General features: G+C 46.9%; 16 protein-coding genes. 10 read left to right on the plus strand and 6 right to left on the minus strand.

Translation table 11 applies throughout. The features are described 5' to 3' along the window. The first annotated feature begins 182 nt into the window (after nucleotides 1-182). Both rpmE and L4D09_RS06285 read left to right on the plus strand, forming a co-directional pair. Entirely contained in the window at nucleotides 183-395 is a 213-nt protein-coding gene (gene rpmE, locus L4D09_RS06280; protein ID WP_428456632.1) for a 50S ribosomal protein L31, read from the plus strand. A 388-nt stretch (nucleotides 396-783) separates the two neighbouring features. After that, a complete protein-coding gene (locus tag L4D09_RS06285; protein ID WP_428456633.1) occupies nucleotides 784-2,034 on the plus strand; it encodes a malic enzyme-like NAD(P)-binding protein in 1,251 nt (416 codons plus the stop codon). Nucleotides 2,035-2,112: 78 nt separating this feature from the next. Here L4D09_RS06285 and metJ read toward each other — a convergent pair whose 3' ends face one another. Next, nucleotides 2,113-2,430, minus strand: a complete 318-nt coding sequence (gene metJ / locus L4D09_RS06290; protein WP_428456634.1) for a met regulon transcriptional regulator MetJ — start codon at nucleotides 2,428-2,430, stop codon at nucleotides 2,113-2,115. A gap of 180 nt (nucleotides 2,431-2,610) precedes the next feature. Between metJ and L4D09_RS06295 the strand changes: the two genes are divergently transcribed. The 3 genes from L4D09_RS06295 (at nucleotide 2,611) to metF (ending at nucleotide 7,401) form a co-directional block, all read left to right on the plus strand. Beyond that, nucleotides 2,611-3,777, plus strand: coding sequence for an O-succinylhomoserine (thiol)-lyase (locus L4D09_RS06295; RefSeq protein WP_428456635.1), 1,167 nt, complete (start codon nucleotides 2,611-2,613; stop codon nucleotides 3,775-3,777). Then, nucleotides 3,777-6,194, plus strand: coding sequence for a bifunctional aspartate kinase/homoserine dehydrogenase II (locus L4D09_RS06300; protein WP_428456636.1), 2,418 nt, complete (start codon nucleotides 3,777-3,779; stop codon nucleotides 6,192-6,194). The genes L4D09_RS06295 and L4D09_RS06300 overlap by 1 nt, the downstream gene beginning before the upstream one ends. 307 nt (nucleotides 6,195-6,501) lie before the next feature. Beyond that, nucleotides 6,502-7,401 carry a methylenetetrahydrofolate reductase gene (gene metF, locus L4D09_RS06305; protein ID WP_428456637.1) on the plus strand — a complete coding sequence of 300 codons (900 nt, stop codon included), beginning with the start codon at nucleotides 6,502-6,504 and terminating at the stop codon, nucleotides 7,399-7,401. An 82-nt stretch (nucleotides 7,402-7,483) separates the two neighbouring features. On the opposite strand, the gene L4D09_RS06310 is transcribed toward metF, so the two are convergent. Together L4D09_RS06310 and ppc are read right to left on the minus strand one after the other, a co-directional pair. After that, complete coding sequence (locus tag L4D09_RS06310; RefSeq protein ID WP_428456638.1) at nucleotides 7,484-8,047, minus strand: PadR family transcriptional regulator; 564 nt, start codon at nucleotides 8,045-8,047, stop codon at nucleotides 7,484-7,486. A gap of 419 nt (nucleotides 8,048-8,466) precedes the next feature. Continuing rightward, on the minus strand, nucleotides 8,467-11,097 hold the full coding sequence (gene ppc, locus L4D09_RS06315) for a phosphoenolpyruvate carboxylase (RefSeq protein ID WP_428456639.1): 2,631 nt from the start codon (nucleotides 11,095-11,097) through the stop codon (nucleotides 8,467-8,469). Between the two features lie 657 nt (nucleotides 11,098-11,754). Here ppc and argC point away from each other — a divergent pair. From argC to argH, 4 genes are all read left to right on the plus strand, one after another. After that, complete coding sequence (argC, locus tag L4D09_RS06320; RefSeq protein WP_428456640.1) at nucleotides 11,755-12,768, plus strand: N-acetyl-gamma-glutamyl-phosphate reductase; 1,014 nt, start codon at nucleotides 11,755-11,757, stop codon at nucleotides 12,766-12,768. A 10-nt stretch (nucleotides 12,769-12,778) separates the two neighbouring features. Further along, nucleotides 12,779-13,558 (plus strand): acetylglutamate kinase, encoded by a 780-nt coding sequence (gene argB, locus L4D09_RS06325; protein ID WP_428456641.1) that lies wholly within the window; start codon nucleotides 12,779-12,781, stop codon nucleotides 13,556-13,558. A gap of 90 nt (nucleotides 13,559-13,648) precedes the next feature. Further along, a complete protein-coding gene (locus L4D09_RS06330) occupies nucleotides 13,649-14,857 on the plus strand; it encodes an argininosuccinate synthase (protein ID WP_428456642.1) in 1,209 nt (402 codons plus the stop codon). 53 nt (nucleotides 14,858-14,910) lie between these two features. After that, complete coding sequence (argH, locus tag L4D09_RS06335; RefSeq protein WP_428456643.1) at nucleotides 14,911-16,788, plus strand: argininosuccinate lyase; 1,878 nt, start codon at nucleotides 14,911-14,913, stop codon at nucleotides 16,786-16,788. 53 nt (nucleotides 16,789-16,841) lie between these two features. Here argH and L4D09_RS06340 read toward each other — a convergent pair whose 3' ends face one another. The 3 genes from L4D09_RS06340 to L4D09_RS06350 all read right to left on the minus strand — a co-directional run bounded on the left by L4D09_RS06340 (nucleotide 16,842) and on the right by L4D09_RS06350 (nucleotide 19,480). Further along, the gene (locus tag L4D09_RS06340; RefSeq protein WP_428456644.1) at nucleotides 16,842-17,102 is read right to left on the minus strand and encodes a DUF3624 domain-containing protein; all 261 of its coding nucleotides are present in this window, start codon (nucleotides 17,100-17,102) and stop codon (nucleotides 16,842-16,844) included. Between the two features lie 125 nt (nucleotides 17,103-17,227). Next, nucleotides 17,228-18,679 carry a dihydrolipoyl dehydrogenase gene (locus L4D09_RS06345; protein ID WP_428456645.1) on the minus strand — a complete coding sequence of 484 codons (1,452 nt, stop codon included), beginning with the start codon at nucleotides 18,677-18,679 and terminating at the stop codon, nucleotides 17,228-17,230. A gap of 72 nt (nucleotides 18,680-18,751) precedes the next feature. Then, entirely contained in the window at nucleotides 18,752-19,480 is a 729-nt protein-coding gene (locus tag L4D09_RS06350; RefSeq protein WP_428456646.1) for a glutathione peroxidase, read from the minus strand. Between the two features lie 162 nt (nucleotides 19,481-19,642). Between L4D09_RS06350 and oxyR the strand changes: the two genes are divergently transcribed. Further along, nucleotides 19,643-20,554, plus strand: coding sequence for a DNA-binding transcriptional regulator OxyR (oxyR, locus tag L4D09_RS06355; protein ID WP_428456647.1), 912 nt, complete (start codon nucleotides 19,643-19,645; stop codon nucleotides 20,552-20,554). Nucleotides 20,555-20,559 lie beyond the last annotated feature (5 nt).

Raw genomic sequence — 20,559 nt, forward strand, 5'->3', positions numbered from 1 at the left:
CGCTAGCAGCAAAGCGGTGAAAAAAGGAGCGTATCTGTTGATCTGGGGAGGATGATTGATTACTATACGCCGCCTGAATTCGGTGTATTGGCTATGCTGCCGTTACACTATTATTATTAACGACGTGTGGTGCCCGGCTTTGGATCGGGAGAGCGACACGGCCTTACTTTTGAGGTTATCCCATGAAACAAGGTATCCACCCACAGTACACTGCAGTTAACGCTCGTTGTTCTTGCGGCAACACTTTCGTATTTAACTCTACTATGAGCAAAGACATCAACCTTGATGTATGCGATAAGTGTCACCCTTTCTACACTGGTAAGCAGCGTCAGGTTAGCACTGGTGGTCGTATCGACAAATTCAACAAGCGTTTCGGTGCTCTTTCTACCAAGTAATTGGCAGAAAATGTTGAAAGAAGAGGGATGCTACGGCGTCCCTTTTTTATGCCTATTTATTATAAGACTGAACATCCCTCGACCAATCTCTGCTTAATTTTCTACTAGTATCTTTATAATCAAGTGCATGCTGATGCATTAATTTATATCGCCCTGAATCAAAAAGACTGCACGAATAACTCTGTATAGGTTTAACTGTGCGATTATATTCCGTGATTGAAAGCGATGAAATTGATAGTTATTGACCACTTTTGTCTTTACTTGACTATTCCGCTCGGGAATTAATGGCATGACCAGATGTTCGATGCTAGGATTTTGTGCTGCTATAGAATATGCTTTACCTCTAAATTATTAAATAAAGTCACTTCCAGTCAGGATTTCGAACACTATGTCGTCTGAAGATTTTCGCCAACAAGCTTTGCACTACCATGCCTACCCAGTACCAGGCAAAATTGCCGTTGAACTCACTAAGCCAGCTAATACTGTAGAAGATCTTGCTCTCGCTTATAGCCCAGGTGTGGCTGAGCCAGTTCGTGAAATCGCACAGAATGCTGAGAATGTTTATAAGTACACGGGTAAGGGCAACATGGTTGCTGTTATCACCAATGGTACTGCGATCCTTGGTCTTGGTAATTTAGGCCCATTGGCATCGAAGCCAGTCATGGAAGGTAAGGCGCTATTGTTTAAGCGCTTCGCTGGTCTAGATTCGATTGATATCGAAGTTAAACACCGTACGATCGATGAGTTTGTTGATACCGTTGCGAACATTGCTGACACCTTCGGTGGTATCAACCTTGAAGATATCAAAGCCCCAGACTGCTTCGAGATTGAAAAGCGTTTGATTGAGCGTTGTCATGTACCGGTTTTCCATGATGATCAGCACGGTACTGCGATTGTAACGGCTGCGGGCATGCTTAATGCACTTGAGCTTCAAGGCAAAGAAATTAGCGAAGCTGTGATTGTTTGTCTAGGTGCTGGTGCGGCTGCGGTTGCTTGTATGGAGCTATTGATCAAGTGTGGCGCACAGCGTGAGAAGATCTACATGCTTGACCGTAAAGGTGTGATCCATACGCGTCGTGACGACATTAATGAATATAAGCAACTATTCGCCAACAATACTGATAAGCGCACATTAGAAGATGTTATCGAAGGTGCTGATATCTTTGTCGGTGTATCTGGTCCAGATTTGCTTGCGCCAGAACTGCTTAAGCTCATGGCGGATCAGCCGATTGTTTTTGCCTGCTCAAACCCTGATCCAGAAATCAAACCAGAACTGGCCCATGCCGTTCGCGATGATTTAATTATGGGTACAGGCCGTTCTGATTACCCGAATCAGGTAAACAACGTTATCTGTTTCCCATTCATTTTCCGCGGTGCATTGGATGTGCGTGCGAGTGAAATTAATGATGAAATGAAATTGGCTGCGGTAAAAGCGATCCGTGAACTAGCCCAAGAGCCAGTACCTACGGAAGTGGTTAAAGCGGCAGGTGTCGATAAACTAGAGTTTGGCACCGACTATATTATTCCAAAACCGATGGACCCACGTTTGCTACCACGCGTTGCGAAGGCAGTCGCGCAAGCAGCGATTGATTCGGGTGTAGCTCGAATCGAGATGCCTGTCGGTTATATGGAAAGTTAATCTGCTTTAGATTACCTGACCAATAAAAAACCAGCCCCAGGCTGGTTTTTTGGTTTTTGTTGACGAGAAAAGTGAGGCTTACTCGTTAATGTCTTCGTACTTAATGCCCATCTCTTCCATCAGCGCTTTTGCTTCGGCTGGCAAGTCGTCAGGGCAATCTTTACGGATATCTTCATCGGTCGGCAGGGGCTGACCCGTGTATGCGTGCAAGAAAGCTTCACATAGCAACTCGCTGTTGGTGGCATGGCGTAAATTATTCACCTGACGACGAGTTCGCTCATCAGTTAAAATTTTAAGCACCTTCAATGGAATCGAAACAGTAATTTTTTTTACTTGTTCGTTTTTCTTACCGTGTTCCGCGTATGGACTGATGTATTCGCCATTCCACTCTGCCATTGTTAACCTTCTCAGCGATGTTTGATTGAATAAATATGATAGGAGTGAATTCTAGCCGGATTTACTGCCATAAGCAAAGACATGTAGACGTCTAGAAGTGTTGACGTCTTTTGCAAATATGGTTATGTTGTTGCATAAACGTTATTCGCAGCAGGGGCTCGCCCCGACAAGGAAAGTAATATGAGTGATAAGAAGCTTGCCACTATAGCCGTTCGTACTGGCATTGAGTCAGACTCTCAGCACAATGCCGTTGTGCCGCCGATTTACCTGACATCAACCTACAGCTTTCCTCGGTTGGGTGAGCTTCCACAATATGATTACTCTCGCTCTGGTAACCCTACCCGTAACATGCTCGCCGATGCCTTGGCAGAGCTCGAAGGCGGCGCGGGTGGCGTGGTAACCAGCTGTGGTACTGCTGCAATTAACTTACTCGCATCAGCCTTGCTTGGCCCAGATGATCTGGTTATTGCCCCACACGATTGTTATGGCGGTACTTATCGTTTGTTTAATACGCGAGCGACGAAAGGTGACTTTAAGGTCCGTTTTGTTGATCAAACCGACCCTGAGGCCTTGGCTCAAGCATTGGCATTAAAGCCAAAACTGGTTTGGGTTGAAACACCGTCTAACCCATTGCTACGAATTGTAGATGTTGCAGCATTGTGTGAATCAGCAAAGCAAGAAGGCGCATTGGTTGCGGTTGATAATACTTTCTTATCACCAATCCTTCAGCAGCCCATTGCACTAGGGGCTGATTTTGTGATCCATTCAACAACCAAGTACATCAATGGCCATTCAGATGTTGTCGGTGGTGTATTGATCTCAAAAGAAGCGGAGCAGGCCGAGACGATTGCTTGGTGGGCTAACTGCATTGGTGCAACGGGCGCACCGTTTGATGCTTATTTGACACTGCGAGGCTTACGAACCCTTGCACCAAGAATGCGGATGCATGAAGAAAACAGCGCCAAAGTGCTGGCTTATCTACAACAACAGCCGCTTGTGGGACAAATTTATCACCCAAGCCAGCCTGAACACCCTGGTCATGATATTGCGCTTAAGCAGCAAAAAGGCTTTGGTTCAATGCTGAGCTTTGAGATAGCAGGAACCTACTCGCAGCTTGAAGAGTTTGTTCACGGGCTGAAGTTTTTCTCACTGGCAGAGTCGCTGGGCGGTACTGAAAGTTTGATCTGTCACCCTGCCAGCATGACTCACCGTGCAATGTCGGATGAAGCGCAGGCAGAAGCGGGCTTGAAGCCTTCTTTATTGCGTTTATCCGTTGGTCTGGAAGATGCTGATGATCTGATTGCGGATCTTGACCAAGCATTTAAGAAAGTGACGGAGGCAGTGTAATGACTCAACTAGCAGTACGCCAACTTCATAAATTTGGTGGTAGTAGTCTGGCTGATCCTGAATGTTATCGTCGCGTTGTTGATATCCTCAATCAGTATTCTGGTGAGAATGATTTAGTGGTGGTATCAGCGGCAGGCAAAACCACGAATAACCTGATCCAATGGATCGAGTTGCTGGGTAAAGATGGCCGCCAAGCCCATGAAACATTACAGTCATTACGCCAATTTCAGCAGCACTTGATTGAAAGCTTGCTACATGATGGTGCAGCTGATGACTTGTTGACTCAGCTACACCTTGAGCTTGCAGATCTTGCGCGTCTTGGTGAACAGGCACTGACAGAGACGGATGTTGCGAACGTGCTCGGTCATGGTGAGCTATGGTCAGCGCGCTTGCTGGCAGCATTGTTAACTCAGCAGAAAATGACGGCGATGGCACTCGATTCGCGTACATTTTTACGGGCTGAGCGAGCGGCACAACCTGAAGTTGATCGTGCACTGTCATGGCCCTTGCTTAAAAGCAAGCTAGCTCAGCATTGCCAGAACCGTATTGTTATCACAGGTTTCATGGCTCAAAACATCGCCGGAGAAACCGTATTGCTTGGCCGTAATGGTTCTGACTATTCGGCAACGGTGATTGGTGCCTTGGCGGAAGTCTCGCGCGTGACTATCTGGAGTGATGTTGCAGGGGTTTACAGTGCCGATCCACGAAAAGTTGTTGATGCCTGCCTACTGCCATTGCTTCGTTTAGATGAAGCAAGTGAACTCGCTCGTTTAGCGGCGCCAGTATTGCATAGCCGAACATTACAACCAGTGGCACAAAGTGCGATTGACTTAACCTTGCGCTGTAGTCATCAGCCTGAATCGGGATCTACACGTGTTGAGCGGGTACTGGCTTCTGGTCGGGGAGCGAAGATCGTTACCTCGCTCGATGATGTCTGTCTGATTGAGCTTGATATTGCGCGTTTTCATGATTTTGAGCCCATTGTGGTTGAACTTGAACGTACCCTGCAACGAGCTCAGTTATTGCCACTTGCGCAGTCGACTGCGCCGGATAAAGGCTTGGTTCAGCTCGCCTATACTGCTGAGGTTGTTAATAGCGTGCTGGCTTTACTGCAAGACAGTGGTATTGCGGCAGAGCTGCGCTTACGTGATGGCTTTTCATTGGTTGCGGCTGTCGGTGCCGGTGTGGTGAATAATGCCGTGCATTGTTATGGCTTCAACCAGCAATTAAAAGCACAACCTGTTGAGTTCACAACAGAGTCTGATTCGGGGTTGAGCCTAGTTGCGGTGCTTCGACTGGCCAATACCGACGATGTGATCCAGCAGGTACATCAAAGCCTTTTCCAAGCACAGAAACGGATTGGTTTAGTACTGTGCGGAAAGGGCAATATCGGTAGCCGTTGGCTTGAGCTATTTGAAACAGAAAAGGCGCAGCTAGAAAAACGCCATGGTATGAGCTTCACTTTGGTCGGGGTGGTCGATAGCCGCCGCTGCTGGATTGATTTTTCTGGCATCGAACCAACCAACGCCTTATCAGCTTATGATGATGAAGCCACTGAGTATCAAGGTGATGAGTGGCTATCAACCCTAGCGTCTCACTCTTATGATGATGTGATTGTATTAGATGTTACGGCGAGCCAAGTGTTGGCGGAACGTTATCCGCAAATCGCAGAAAGTGGTCTTCATCTGATTTCCGCTAATAAAGTGGCCGGCTCTGCATCGGGCGAGCAATACCATCGGGTCATTGATGCATTTGCAAAAAGTAGCCGTAATTGGCTCTATAACGCGACGGTAGGGGCTGGGTTACCGATTAACCATACGGTACGTGATTTATCAGAAAGTGGTGATTCAATCATTGCGTTGTCTGGTATTTTCTCCGGTACATTGTCGTGGTTATTTCAGCAGTACGATGGCTCGCTACCGTTTTCACAGCTCATTGAACTAGCTTGGCAACAAGGGTTAACCGAACCAGATCCTCGTCACGACCTTGATGGCAGTGATGTGATGCGCAAGTTAGTGATATTGGCAAGAGAGTCTGGATTACCACTTGAACCTGAGCAGGTAAAAGTGGAAACATTGGTGCCAGAGCAGCTAGCTGACTTAACGTTGGACGGTTTTTTTGAACAGGCTTCAGCGTTGGATGAACTGTTGTATGAGCGATTAACCAAAGCGCAGAAAGAAGGCAAGGTATTACGTTATGTGGCTCGTCTTGATCGCCACGGTAATGCTGTTGTAGGGGTAGAAGCTTTGCCACAAGAGCATGCTTTGGCTAATTTATTACCATGTGACAATATCTTTGCCATTGAAAGTCGATGGTATCGTGACAACCCATTGGTGATCCGTGGGCCGGGAGCCGGACGTGATGTAACGGCTGGCGCTTTACTCTCTGACATTAACCGTTTAGCAACGATGCTTTAGCAATTTCGCAGTAGCGATATTATCGGTGTTAAAATAGATAGCCAGTCATAATTAGTACTTTTTACTATCTTTGTAGTGAATGATATTAGCTGTGAGCGAATAATTGAAAAAGCCTGCTATCAGCAGGTTTTTTGCTATCTACTGATGTTGAAGTTTTTGCAATTTGAAGTTGAAAAATATTCATGATCATCATGTTGACATTAAATTGGTTACAGGACATTCTGTAGACATATAGACGTCTAAACGGTTATTTGAGACGTCAGCTTTAGGGAGAGGCCAACAAGGCCAACATAGGAAGGATTGCAGTATGGGCTATTCACACGCAAGTCACTTGGATTCGCTAAATCAGAATATTGCTGATATTAACGGTGACATCAACGTATCATTTGAGTTTTTCCCGCCAAGCAGCGAGAAAATGGAACAGACCCTATGGAATTCTATCCAACGCCTGAAAACGCTAAAGCCTAAATTCGTCTCGGTGACTTACGGTGCCAACTCTGGTGAACGTGATCGTACCCACTCAATCATTAAAGATATTAAAGAGCAAACAGGTTTAGTGGCGGCACCTCACCTTACTTGTATCGATGCAAGCCGTGATGAGTTACGTACTATTGCCCGTGATTATTGGAATAACGGTATTCGAGACATTGTGGCATTACGGGGTGATCTACCTGCACAAGGCGTTAAACCTGATATGTATGCTGCCGATTTGGTTGCTCTATTACGCGCAGAAGCAGACTTTGATATTTCAGTTGCGGCTTACCCTGAAGTGCACCCTGAAGCCAAAAGTGCTCAAGCTGACCTAATCAATTTAAAGCGTAAAGTTGACGCGGGTGCTAGCCGAGCAATCACCCAGTTCTTTTTTGATGTCGAAAGCTACCTGCGTTTTCGTGACCGCTGTGTGGCTGCGGGTATTGATGTTGAAATTGTTCCTGGCATTTTACCTGTTTCTAACATGACCCAAGCCAAGCGTTTTGCGGGCATTAATAACGTGAAAATCCCAAGCTGGATGGAAAAACAGTATCAAGGTTTAGATGATGACTTGCTAAGCCGCCAGATGGTTGGTGCGAGCAATGCGATTGATATGGTGCGTGTATTGAGTCGTGAAGGAGTTAAAGACTTCCACTTCTATACATTGAACCGTGCTGAGCTGACGTATGCGATATGCCATACGCTGGGCGTGCGAGCCCAAGAAGGCATTGCTTAATTTTAAGCAATGATAAAGCTAAAAGAAAAGCCGCTATCTAGCGGCTTTTTCATTTTTGGTCCATCGAAACCTAAAAAGTAGATTAGAGAGCGACTGGGCTATTTGGCGCGTCGATATCTTTTAGTTCGACAAGTACCTCTTCTGCCCAGTCAATCCAAGCCTGACGGTTATGGACAGCACGGCGCAGCGTTAATCGGTCAAGTCGAGATTGGCGGTCCATATTCTGGTAGTCCGCAAAATGTACTTTTTCCATTTCGCTGTAATGACTGATCAGGGTATGAGACTCTTCAATTAAAGCCTCTAGCTGATGCTGCATTGGCTCTGAGTTGTAAACACTGCAAACAACTAGCTTTGCAGAAAACTCATCACGAATAGTTGGGTTGCGAGCTGGTTCTTGGAACCATTCGAACAAAGTCTGACGACCTAGATCTGTGATTGAATAAACTTTACGGTCAGGCTTACCTTCTTGTGGTTCAAGTTGACAAGTTACCTGATCGTTGGTGGCCATTTTGTTTAATTCACGATACACCTGCTGGTGGCTCGCTTTCCAAAAATAACCAATACTGTGTGAAAACTCTTTAGTGATATCGTAACCAGTTGCGTCGCGGGTGCTCAGCACGGTTAAAATGACATGTGGTAGTGACATCTCTTCTATCCGTTAAAATACTACAAAAATAAAGAAATCAATCAGACAAACGTTACCCTTCGCTCTTTGGCGTTTTTATAATCGTTTTGTTGCACTCATCTCGTTGCAGTGCCTGATCGAGATCACGTAGCATACACACCAACGCGCTATTTATCGACACTAGAGAGTGCTAAGGCGAAAATCTAGTGTAACCAATTGCTCATATTGTGATGCTCTTCTACATATTTCACGCTAGTGAGTACTGATGCAGTGCAATCTGTTTTGATTCATCTGCTTTCACAGCGTTAATAATTACATTAGCTTATGCGCCTAGTTACAGGGTGTATCATTATTGAGTCACTTTGGTGTTTCACTCGGTGAATGGATTAATAAAAAAAAGACCACAAAATGTGGCCTTTTTAACGATGGCAATCTAATGATTAACCGGTGTTACGCATACCTGTTGCAATACCGGCGATGGTTACCATCAGCGCTTCTTCCATCATTGGTGACGGCTCCTGCTGCTGGCGGGTGCGGTAAAGTAATTCAGCTTGAAGCATGTTCAGTGGCTCAACGTAGATATTACGTAGGCGAATGGCTTCAGCACCCCATGGGTTTTGTTCCATTAGGTGGGCACTATTTTCAACAGTTAGTACAGCATTGATATCCTGCTGTAGCTGATCGCGAAGCTGTTGGCCAAGAGGCCATAGTGATTCGTCGGTCAGGCGCTGGTCATAGTATTCTGCAATACCGATATTGGTTTTGGTAAACACCATTTCTAGCATACCGAGACGAGTTGAGAAGAATGGCCATTCACGGCACATTTCTTCCAGCTGTGGCGCGTGTCCTTTATCGATAGAGAACTGGATCGCTTTACCTGCACCTAACCAAGCGGGTAGTAATAGGCGGTTTTGGCTCCATGCGAAAATCCAAGGGATCGCGCGTAAACTTTCAACGCCGCCATTCGGGTTACGTTTGGCTGGTCGAGAGCCCAATGGCAGTTTACCCAGTTCGAGCTCAGGGGTTGCTGCGCGGAAGTATGGAACAAACTCTTCATTACCACGAACAACGTCACGGTACGCCTCACAAGAGACTTCTGATAGCACATCCATTAGCTCGCGCCAGTTTTGTTTCGGCGCTGGTGGTGGCAATAGGTTGGCCTCTAGAATTGCACTCGCATAGAGACTCAAGCTGTTCACTGCAACGTCAGGTAAGCCAAGCTTAAAGCGGATCATCTCACCTTGCTCAGTCACCCTCATGCCGCCTTTGAGGCTTCGTGGTGGTTGAGAAAGCAATGCAGCATGCGCTGGCGCGCCACCACGACCAATCGAACCACCACGGCCGTGGAACAAGGTTAATTCAACATTAGCCTCTTCACAGACCGATACTAAGGCTTCCATGGCGCGGTATTGCGCCCAACCTGCTGCCATTACACCAGCATCTTTGGCTGAATCGGAATAACCAATCATCACCATTTGGTAGTTTTGAATAAAGCCGCGGTACCAATCAATGCTCATCAATTGCTTGATAACATCTTCAGCATTATTTAAATCTTCCAGTGTTTCAAACAGTGGGCAAACATCCATGCGGAATGGACAGCCTGCTTCTTGCAGTAACAGGTGAACAGCCAGCACATCTGAGGCTGTGCGGGCCATTGAAATGACATAAGCCCCAAGCGCTTCACGAGGCTGTTCGGCAATCGCTTTGCAGGTTTCAATGACTTCACGTACGTCGTCAGATGGCTCCCAATCGCGTGGAAGCAGTGGACGTTTAGATGAAAGCTCACGCACAAGGAACGCAACTTTGTCTTGCTCGCTCCATTGATCGTAGTCGCCAAGCCCAAGGTAGCGGGTCAGCTCTGAAATTACATCTGAATGACGGGTGCTTTCTTGACGGATATCAAGACGAACCAGGTGAACCCCGAAACACTTGATGCGGCGTAGAACATCTAGTAGGTGTCCATCGGCAATGATACCCATCCCGCATTCGTGCAGTGATTGGTAACAGGCATAGAGTGGATCCCAAAGCTGCTCTACTTCGGTGATAATGCCGAAGTTAGGGACATCGAGTCCTTTAATTTTGGCGTCTAGCACATCGCGAGTATTGGTCAGCTTGGTGCGTAAGTCCTTTAAGATCGCGCGGTAAGGTTCATGCTCATCACCTGCCAGTTCACGGACAAGATCATTGCATTTAACCATCGATAGTTCGCTAACCAACTCTTGAATATCACCAAGGTAAAGGTCGGCGGCTTTCCAGCGTGACAGTAAGAGTACTTCTCGGGTGACCTTAGAAGTGACAAACGGGTTGCCGTCACGGTCACCGCCCATCCAAGATGAAAATTTCACTGGCGAAGCATCAATTGGTAGCCCTTCGCCCAGGTGGTTGGTGAGCTTTTCGTCAAATTGACGGAGGAATTCTGGTACAGCTTGCCACAGCGAATTTTCAACAACGGCAAATCCCCACTTGGCTTCATCAAGCGGAGTTGGTCTTTGCTTGCGGATCACGTCCGAGTGCCACGCCTGAGCGATAAGTTGCTCAAGACGTCGTTCAACTTTATGACGTTCACCGGTTGAAAGCTCACTAAGCTCAAGTTTAGAAAGACATTTGTTTATTTGAACAAGCTTGTGGATCATGGTTCGACGGGCAATTTCCGTCGGGTGTGCGGTTAGCACTAAATCAATATTGAGGTCGCGAACGGCTTGAATGGAATCGAACTGACTAATGTCTTTGCTGCTGAGCTTACCAAATAATGCATCAATCGAATCAGGACTACAGATATTTTCTTCACAATGACGTGAAACGGTATGGTATTGCTCGGCAATGTTGGTCAGGTTTAAGAATTGACTAAAGGCACGTGCAACCGGCAATAGTTGTTCATCCGGTAAATTCTGCAGTTCGTTGATCAGCTTGGCGCGATCATCTTGATTTCCTGCGCGGGCAGATTTAGACAACTTGCGAATGGTCTCAACTTTTCCTAGAAAATCATCACCATGTGCATCTTTAATGGTATTGCCTAGCAGGTGGCCAAGCATACTAACGTTACTTCTTAGCGCGCTGTACTTTTCGTTCATATCGCATCCATCTCGTAAGTTTGTTACATCCAAATACTTTGCTGTATAGCTACAATCTATCCGCGAACCCACTTTGAGGTCAACATGGATTGCATTTCGCGGTAAGAAAACGACACTACATTGATATTTGTCATGATATGAAATTGGATTTGTAACAAAATTTCATCAAATATCGATATGAAGCACAAAAATCGCGTGTTTTATCACCTTGTTGTTTAAGTTGGCTGCAGGTTGGCTTATCGATGATATGATCTTCTTTAACGGGTTGGTAACAGTGTGATTGGCAGAGCATTTGGCTAAAGACTGTTTTTTAATCGTTGGTTAGCTTATATGCACTTATTTGGTCTTAGGCATTTAATTGCAACTTTTTTCTTACTTCTAGTTGACAGCCATAAGATTAATCGGTAAACATATTAATTCAAAAGATATGAATAAAAACCTAATCACTATTTTGTGAAATGAAACCACACTTTTTATTCTGAGTAATGGATAGACTCTAGCTGTATAGGAAGCTGTTAACATGAACCAAGCGAATATTCAAAATCTGAATTCCCTCCGACGACGCTAAGTCTCACTCGCTTGGTGCACTCGTGCGCCCCCAGCAGTTTTACTGCTATTTGATTACCTACGATACCCACATACAAAAACGGATTTACTATGTTGAACACCTTAATTATCGGTGCCAGCGGCTACACAGGCGCAGAATTGGCAAAAATGGTACAGGCTCACCCTCAGCTTAACCTTAAAGGCTTATATGTTTCTGCAAATAGTCTTGATGCAGATAAGCCGATCAGTGACTTACACGGCCAATTAAAAGGCATTATTGATCTACCGTTACAACCTTTAAGTGACCCAGCAAATGTTGCAAAACAAGCTGACGTTGTTCTATTGGCAACAGCCCATGAGGTCAGTCATAACTTAGCGCCTATTTTTCTTGCTGAAGGCTGTCAGGTATTTGATTTGTCAGGTGCCTTCAGGGTGAAGGGCGACGAGTTTTATACCCAGTTTTATGGTTTTGAACACCAACACGCAGCATGGCTAGAAGAAGCTGTGTATGGCTTGGCGGAATGGAATAAAGCAGACATAGCCAAGGCGCAATTGATTGCGGTACCAGGCTGTTATCCAACGGCCTCTCAATTGGCACTTAAGCCTTTGCTAGAAGCGGGGCTGTTAGAAACGAATCAACTACCTGTCATAAATGCAGTAAGTGGCGTGTCAGGCGCTGGGCGTAAAGCGAGCATGACGAATAGCTTCTGTGAAGTAAGCTTGCAAGCATATGGCATATTTAACCATCGCCATCAGCCTGAAATCTCAGCCCACCTTGGCCAAGAGGTCATCTTCACGCCGCATTTGGGCAATTTCAAGCGGGGTATTCTCGCAACGATTACCGCTAAGTTAGCTGAAGGCGTTGATGCTGAGCAGGTTGCCAACACCATGGTGGCAGCGTATGCCAGCCAAGGCGAGCAACATGCTGTGAGGTTGCTTGGTGAGCAGCCCGCCAACCTTCAGTCGGTTGTTAACACCTGTTTCTGTGATATTGGCTGGAAGGTACAGGGTAGTCACATCATTTTAACATCGGCAATTGATAATTTATTGAAAGGTGCATCATCACAAGCGATGCAATGCATAAATATTCGAAATGGTTTTCCGCAGTTAACGGCATTGGTTTAGGAGTATTGTGATGAGTCAGGTTCCTTTAGTTATTAAATTAGGCGGTGCAGTTCTCTCGTGCACAGAAACGCTGGAAAAATTGTTTGCTGCAATCAACCAATATCAGCAACAAGCACAGCGACCACTCTTACTGGTTCATGGTGGTGGTTACCTTGTTGATGATTTGATGGCGAAGCTACAACTTGAAACGGTTAAGAAAGATGGTTTGCGAGTGACACCAGCGGAACAGATTCCCTATATCGCAGGGGCGCTGGCGGGGACGGCCAATAAGTTACTTCAGGGACAAGCGCAGAAAGCGGGTGTTGCCGCGGTCGGCTTAAGCCTTGCTGATGGTGGCTTGTGTCAGATCAGTGAACTTGACCCTGAGTTAGGTGCGGTAGGAAAAGCTGCACCTGGTAACAGCCAGTTGGTTAGCCAAATTATGGCGTCTGGTTTTCTGCCTATCGTGAGCTCTATTGGCCTCGACAGTAATGGTGCTCTCATGAACGTCAATGCCGACCAAGCCGCAGTAGCGGTAGCGGCAGCATTAGATGCTGAGCTGGTGTTGTTGTCTGATGTCAGCGGCGTATTGGATGGAAAAGGTAAGTTGATCAGCCAACTTACCGAAAGTGAAGCTGAAGCCTTGATCACCCAAGCGGTGATCACGGACGGCATGATTGTCAAAGTTCGTGCTGCTTTTGAGGCAGCAAAAGCACTGGGTCGCCCGATTGAAGTGGCCACGTGGCGTTACCCCGACAAGCTGGCAGCATTGTTTGATGGCCAGAGCATCGGTACTAAATTTTCGCTGTAAGCGTTATGCGACAGCGAGCAAGTTATTTATATATGGACACATTAATCGCCTGAGCGGGATGACCGTCGAGCAGGTAACTAGGAGAGTATTATGAGCAAGGTATCTAAAGTTGTATTGGCCTATTCCGGCGGTCTTGACACATCAGCCATCATTCCATGGCTGAAAGAGAACTATGACTGTGAAGTTGTTGCTTTTGTTGCTGATGTAGGTCAGGGCGAAGCGGAGCTTGAAGGCATTGAAGAAAAGGCAATCGCATCTGGCGCATCGTCGTGTTATATCGCCGATCTGAAAGAAGAGATGGTGGCAGATTATATTTACCCAAGCCTTAAAACGGGGGCTATTTACGAAGGTAAATACCTTTTAGGTACGTCAATGGCACGTCCGATCATCGCCAAGGCACAAGTTGAGTGTGCACTGGAAGTGGGTGCCGATGCGTTATGTCACGGTTGTACGGGTAAAGGTAATGATCAGGTGCGTTTTGAAAGTGCTTACGCGGCGTTAGCACCACAGCTTACCGTGCTTGCACCGTGGCGTGAGTGGGACTTACGTAGCCGTGAAGCGCTGCTCGACTACCTTGCCGAGCGTAAAATTCCATGTACGGCATCGCTGGAGAAAATCTATTCTCGTGATGCGAATGCATGGCACATTTCAACCGAAGGTGGTGTGCTGGAAGATACCTGGAATCAGTCAAACGAGCTGTGCTGGGTATGGACAAAAGATCCAGAGCAAGCACCAGAGCAATCGGAGCTCGTTTCTATCTTAGTTGAAAAGGGTGAAATTGTAGCCGTTGATGGTGAAGCTATGTCACCGTTTAATGCCCTGACTTACCTTAACGAAAAAGGTGCTGAGCATGGTGTCGGTCGTATCGACATTGTCGAAAACCGTCTGGTTGGGATGAAGTCGCGTGGTTGCTACGAAACCCCTGGGGGCACCATTATGAATGAAGCCCTGCGTGCGGTTGAGCAACTTGTGCTTGATAAAGAATCTTATGAGTTCCGTGAAAGTGTTGGCCTTAAAGCATCACACCTTATCTATGATGGCCGTTGGTTTACGCCGTTATGTAAATCGCTACTCGCAGCTGCCGATGAATTGGCGCAAGATGTGAGCGGTGAGGTTGTGGTGAAGCTGTATAAAGGTCAAGCTACCGTGGTTCAGAAACGTTCGGTTAACAGCTTGTATTCAGAAGAGTTTGCGACGTTTGGCGAAGATGAAGTGTACGATCATAGCCATGCTGGTGGCTTCATTCGTCTGTACTCGCTCGCTAGCCGTATTCGTGCCTTGAACGAACAGAAAAAGTAATCGAAGCAATCATAAGTATCAAGCAAGTCGAGTAGAAACATAGGAGAAGTACCATGGCACTCTGGGGCGGACGGTTCAGTCAGGCAGCTGACACACGGTTTAAGCAGTTCAACGATTCATTGCGTTTTGATTACCGTTTGGCGGAGCAAGACATCGTAGGCTCGATTGCTTGGTCAAAGGCATTACGTCAGGTGGATGTTCTGACGGATGAAGAGCAACAAAGGCTGGAGCTCGCACTTAACGAGCTCAAGCTGGCAGTGATGGAAGATCCTGAGCAGATCTTGCGTTCAGACGCTGAAGATATCCATAGCTGGGTTGAACAGCAGTTGATCAGCAAGGTGGGTGACTTGGGCAAGAAGTTACATACCGGTCGTTCACGTAACGATCAGGTCGCGACAGACTTGAAGCTTTGGTGCCGTCAGCAAGGGCAGCAACTTCAGTTGATGTTAGATCAGCTGCAAAACCAGCTTGTAACGGTTGCTCGTGAACATCAAGGTACGGTACTGCCAGGATACACTCACTTGCAGCGTGCTCAGCCTGTGACTTTTGCTCATTGGTGCTTAGCCTATGTTGAAATGTTCGAGCGTGACTACTCGCGTCTGCAAGATGCAATGGACAGACTTGATACTTGTCCATTGGGCTCTGGTGCGCTGGCAGGTACGGCGTATCCTATCGATAGAGAGATGCTGGCACACAGTCTTGGCTTCCAACGCGCGACGCGTAATAGCTTGGATTCGGTGTCGGATCGTGACCATGTGATGGAGCTATTATCGACAGCCTCTATTTCAATGTTACACCTATCGAGAATGGCTGAAGATTTGATTTTCTATAATTCAGGCGAATCAAATTTCATCGAGCTTGCGGATACCGTGACATCTGGCTCTTCGTTGATGCCACAAAAGAAAAATCCGGATGCGCTTGAGCTGATCCGTGGTAAGTGTGGCCGGGTTTATGGTGCGATGACAGGCATGATGATGACAGTCAAAGCACTGCCATTGGCGTACAACAAAGACATGCAGGAAGATAAAGAGGGCTTGTTCGATGCTCTTGATAGCTGGTATGAATGCATGGAAATGGCCGCATTGTGCTTTGATGGTATTCAAGTTAATAAAGACCGGACCTTAGAAGCAGCAATGCAAGGCTACTCCAATGCTACAGAGCTTGCTGATTACTTGGTCGCAAAAGGTATTCCATTCCGTGAAGCGCACCATATTGTCGGGGTGGCGGTGGTTGCCGCTATCGCCAAAGGCTGTGCGCTCGAAGAGTTGTCACTTGACGAAATGAAAGCCTTCTCTGAAGTCATCGATAGTGACGTCTACCCAATATTAACCATAGAGTCCTGTTTGGATAAACGTTGTGCGCTAGGTGGCGTAGCGCCAAATCAGGTGGACTATGCGATTGGGCAGGCCGAGAAGCGTTTAGAGAAGCGCTATTCCCCAGGGGTGAAGGTGCGTGGTGCGCGACTCACTGATCTGGATGCGATTGAAGGCATGGTGACTTACTGGGCTGGCTTGGGTGAAAACCTACCAAGGCTGCGTAATGAACTGGTGCGTGATATTGGGTCGTTTGCGGTAGCAGAGCATCATGGGACTGTCACGGGGTGTGCGTCGCTGTATGTGTATGATTCAGGATTGGCCGAAATACGCTCTTTAGGGGTTGAGGCCGGCTGGCAGCAGCAAGGGCAGGGTAAAGCGATTATTGATCACTTAATCGAGAAAGCCAGCCAAATGGCGATTAAAAAAGTCTTTGTGCTAACGCGTGTACCCGAGTTTTTCATGAAACAAAGCTTCATACCAACCTCGAAGTCATTGTTGCCAGAGAAAGTGATGAAAGATTGTGACCGTTGCCCTCGCCAGCATGCTTGTGATGAAGTGGCACTGGAAGTACGCTTAGATCAAGAGCAAGTGATACCCACGGTTAACGTCGCTTAAATCGCTTCTTAATCAACGTTATTTAAAGCGTGTTAAATACATCGAGCCTGGCATTAATTGCCGGGCTTTTTGTGTATTGGGTGTCGAGAATAATAGATCTTGAGCGCTGCCAGAGCATGTAGGCAAAGCAAAAAGCTAAAGGCACCTGCGGCAACAAGAAGAGTCAGTGATTCTACTGTCGTGGGGGTTGTCCGGTAAAAATACCACCAAGCAGTCCAAGTTAAAGGTGCTAACAGTAACAGCTGGAGCATGCAGCGGCGGCAGCGGCCAAGCTTTTGTTTTATCCGTGACGAGGTGCAGTTATGGCAGTTCATCAACAACGCCTATCTCAACCAATCTATAGTGATATGCTAACAGGCTTGGGTTATAGGGTTAAACAAAAAAGCCCTCATATAATGAGGGCTGGTCGGTAGTGCAAGGAGTATGAAGTTGTGTGCTGTTAACAGCCTGGGCCACAATCTAGACAGTGCTTGACCATTTCTGGACCTAGGTGCAGCTTAGCGTTTAAATCGCGCAGTGCGGTACGAACACCTTCTTCAATTACAGGGTGGTAGAAAGGCATATCAAGCATTTCTGCCACGGTCATTTTGTTTTGGTGCGCCCAAGCTAGCAGGTGAGCGAGGTGCTCGGCATTGGGGCCCATCATTTCTGCGCCAAGGAAACGACCTGTACCATGTTCGCCATAGACGTGCAGAATACCTTTGTTGCGCAGCATCACTCGTGAACGGCCTTGATTTTCAAAAGAGACAAACCCGGTTTCAAAGCAGCCACAAGTACCTAGGCGAGTCGTGATTTCCTTGTAGGTTTCACCCACCATTGCGATTTGCGGATCAGAGAATACCGCAGATATTTTTGAGCGGCGCAGGCCAGCACGAATATCGGGGAAGCGACCTGCGTTATCGCCAGCAATACGGCCTTGGTCAGCAGCTTCATGCAGTAGCGGCAATTGGTTGCTAGCATCACCTGCAATAAAAATGGAATCAACTGACGTCTGCAGCGTAAAGTGATCAGCCACTGGTACACCACGCTCATCAAGCTCGACTTGGGTATTTTCAAGCGCTAGCTTGTCCACATTTGGGCGACGGCCTGTGGCTGCCAAAACATAGTCGACATTGATGGTTTGGAGAGCACCTGACTTATCCAGGTATTTAATCTCAACGTTGTCACCATCACGCTTCATGCTTTCTATTTTCACATCAGCATCAAGATAAAACTCTTCGTTGAAGGCTTGATCGGCATATGCCATCACTGCCGGATCTGTCAGCGGACCGACTTGGCCGCCAAGGCCAAACATGACCACTTCAACACCGAGGCGTTTTAGTGCTTGTCCAATTTCAAGACCAATAACACCAGGGCCAAACACGGCAACAGAGCTTGGAAGATCGTCCCAATCAAACACATCATCATTGATGATCAGGCGATCGCCTAATTCATTCCATACCGCGGGATAAGCTGGGCGCGAACCTGTTGCGATAACAATGCGCTTTGCAGAAACTTGTGTGTGGCCATCAACCGTTAGGGTGTTGTTATCAATGAAGTTGGCGTAGCCAGCAATTTTATCTTCTGCTGGGATTTCGTCGACCCCCTCCAATACAAACCCAACAAAGCGATCACGTTCGCGTTTTACACGGTCCATGACTTCACGGCCGTTAATCACGACTTCACCTTGTGGGTGAATACCAAATGCTGGTGCTTTTTCAATTTGATGAACGCTTTCTGCGGCAGCAATTAATAACTTTGATGGCATGCAGCCAACCCGAGCGCAAGTCGTGCCGTATGGACCACCTTCAATCAGTACAACACTATCGGTATAGGCTTTCGCTGCACGGTAAGCGCCAAGTCCTGCAGTACCGCCACCAATGATGGCTACATCAACATTCAAAGTTTTCATTTGTTATCTCCACGCAAATCTTGCTATTGGCCCAGCGTGATACTGGGCCTTTATTCTTTTTTATTACCGAACTTAGCCTAGGTAAGCTTCTAGTTCTTCGCTACCACCGATGTGCTTACCACCGATGAAGACTTGTGGAACCGTACTACGGCCAGAAATGGCACGTAGGCTTACTGTGGTTGCGTCTTTACCAAGAATGACTTCTTCGTATTGCAGACCTTTGTCGATAAGGTTTTGCTTTGCTTTGGCACAGAATGGGCAACCAGGTTTTGAGAAAACGGTGATTGACTCTTGTAGCTGGTGGCTAGGTGCAATGTGCTTTAGCATGGTGTCGGCATCAGATACTTTGAACGGGTCGCCCGGCTCGTCGTTTTCGATGAACATTTTTTCTACCACGCCGTTTTTCACCAACATGCTGTAACGCCATGAACGTGGACCAAAGCCAAGGTCTTCTTTGTCGACCAACATATCCATGCCTTTTGAAAACTCACCATTACCATCTGGAATGAATGTGATGTTTTCTGCTTCTTGGTCAGCTTTCCAAGCATTCATGACAAACGTATCGTTGACAGAAACACATAAGATGTCATCAACACCGTGTTCAGCAAAGATAGGTGCTAGCTCGTTATAACGAGGTAGGTGGCTTGATGAACAGGTTGGGGTAAATGCCCCTGGCAGGCTGAAAACAATGACTGTTTTGTTAGCAAAAAGTTCGTTAGTCGTTAGGTCTACCCACTGATCGCCCTGGCGAGTGTGAAAGGTGACTTGAGGGATTGCTTGACCTTCTTTAGATGTGAACATGATTTTTCCTTTATTTTTCAAAGTTAAATTGGTTGTTTTCCCAACCGGAGCATAATACTTATTGCTCCCTGTTGATGTGATGATTATGCGATTTCTCGCTTGATAGTTCTAATCGTTTACTGTTATGGTTTTGATAGTTTATTTCTATCAAAGTAGTTGGCGATGAATCTCCGTGATCTTGAATACCTAGTTGCTCTGTCTGAGCATAAGCACTTTCGTAAGGCAGCTGAATCCTGCTTTGTGAGTCAGCCAACCTTGAGTGGGCAGATCCGCAAACTGGAAGATGAGCTAGGTGTCGCTTTGTTGGAGCGTACTAGTCGTAAGGTTCTCTTTACTGACGCTGGATTGAGCTTAGTCGCTCAAGCGCAGAAAGTGCTGTTAGAGGTGAAGGTACTGACTGAATTGGCGAGCCAGCAGGGAGAAAGCATGTCGGGGCCGTTACATATCGGCTTTATTCCGACTGTCGGCCCGTATTTGTTACCGCATATAATTCCGCAAATAAAATCGAGTTTTCCTGAGCTTGAGCTTTTCTTACACGAAGCACAAACCCATCAGTTGGTTAAGCAGTTGGAAGAAGGAAAACTGGATTGCATCATTTTGGCTGCCGTTGAGGAGACTGAGCCATTCATCGAGTTGCCGCTTTACCACGAGCCGATGGTGCTAGCAGTACCGGAAGATCACCCTTGGTCGTCGCTTGATTGCCTCGACATGCTGGAGCTGAGTGGGGAAACGGTATTGATGCTCGGTGATGGCCATTGTCTGCGTGATCAGGCGATGGGGTTCTGTTTTGCCGCAGGTGCGACTGAAGATGGCAGTTTTAAAGCAACTAGTTTGGAAACGCTGCGCAATATGGTCGCGGCAGGCAGCGGAATTACCTTGTTACCTAAACTGGCTACACCCAAAGAGCGCGAGCGTGACGGGGTATGTTATATCACAGCAGAAAACCCTGTCCCGACGCGATTGATAACCTTGGCTTACCGTCCGGGCTCGCCACTCAAGGCGCGCTATGAAAAACTATCAGAGCTGATCCAACAGCATATTGCTAACATACTGCCAGCTGAAAAAATGCAGTAGTGAGC

The organism is Photobacterium makurazakiensis, assembly GCF_050336715.1.
Lineage (GTDB): Bacteria > Pseudomonadota > Gammaproteobacteria > Enterobacterales > Vibrionaceae > Photobacterium > Photobacterium makurazakiensis.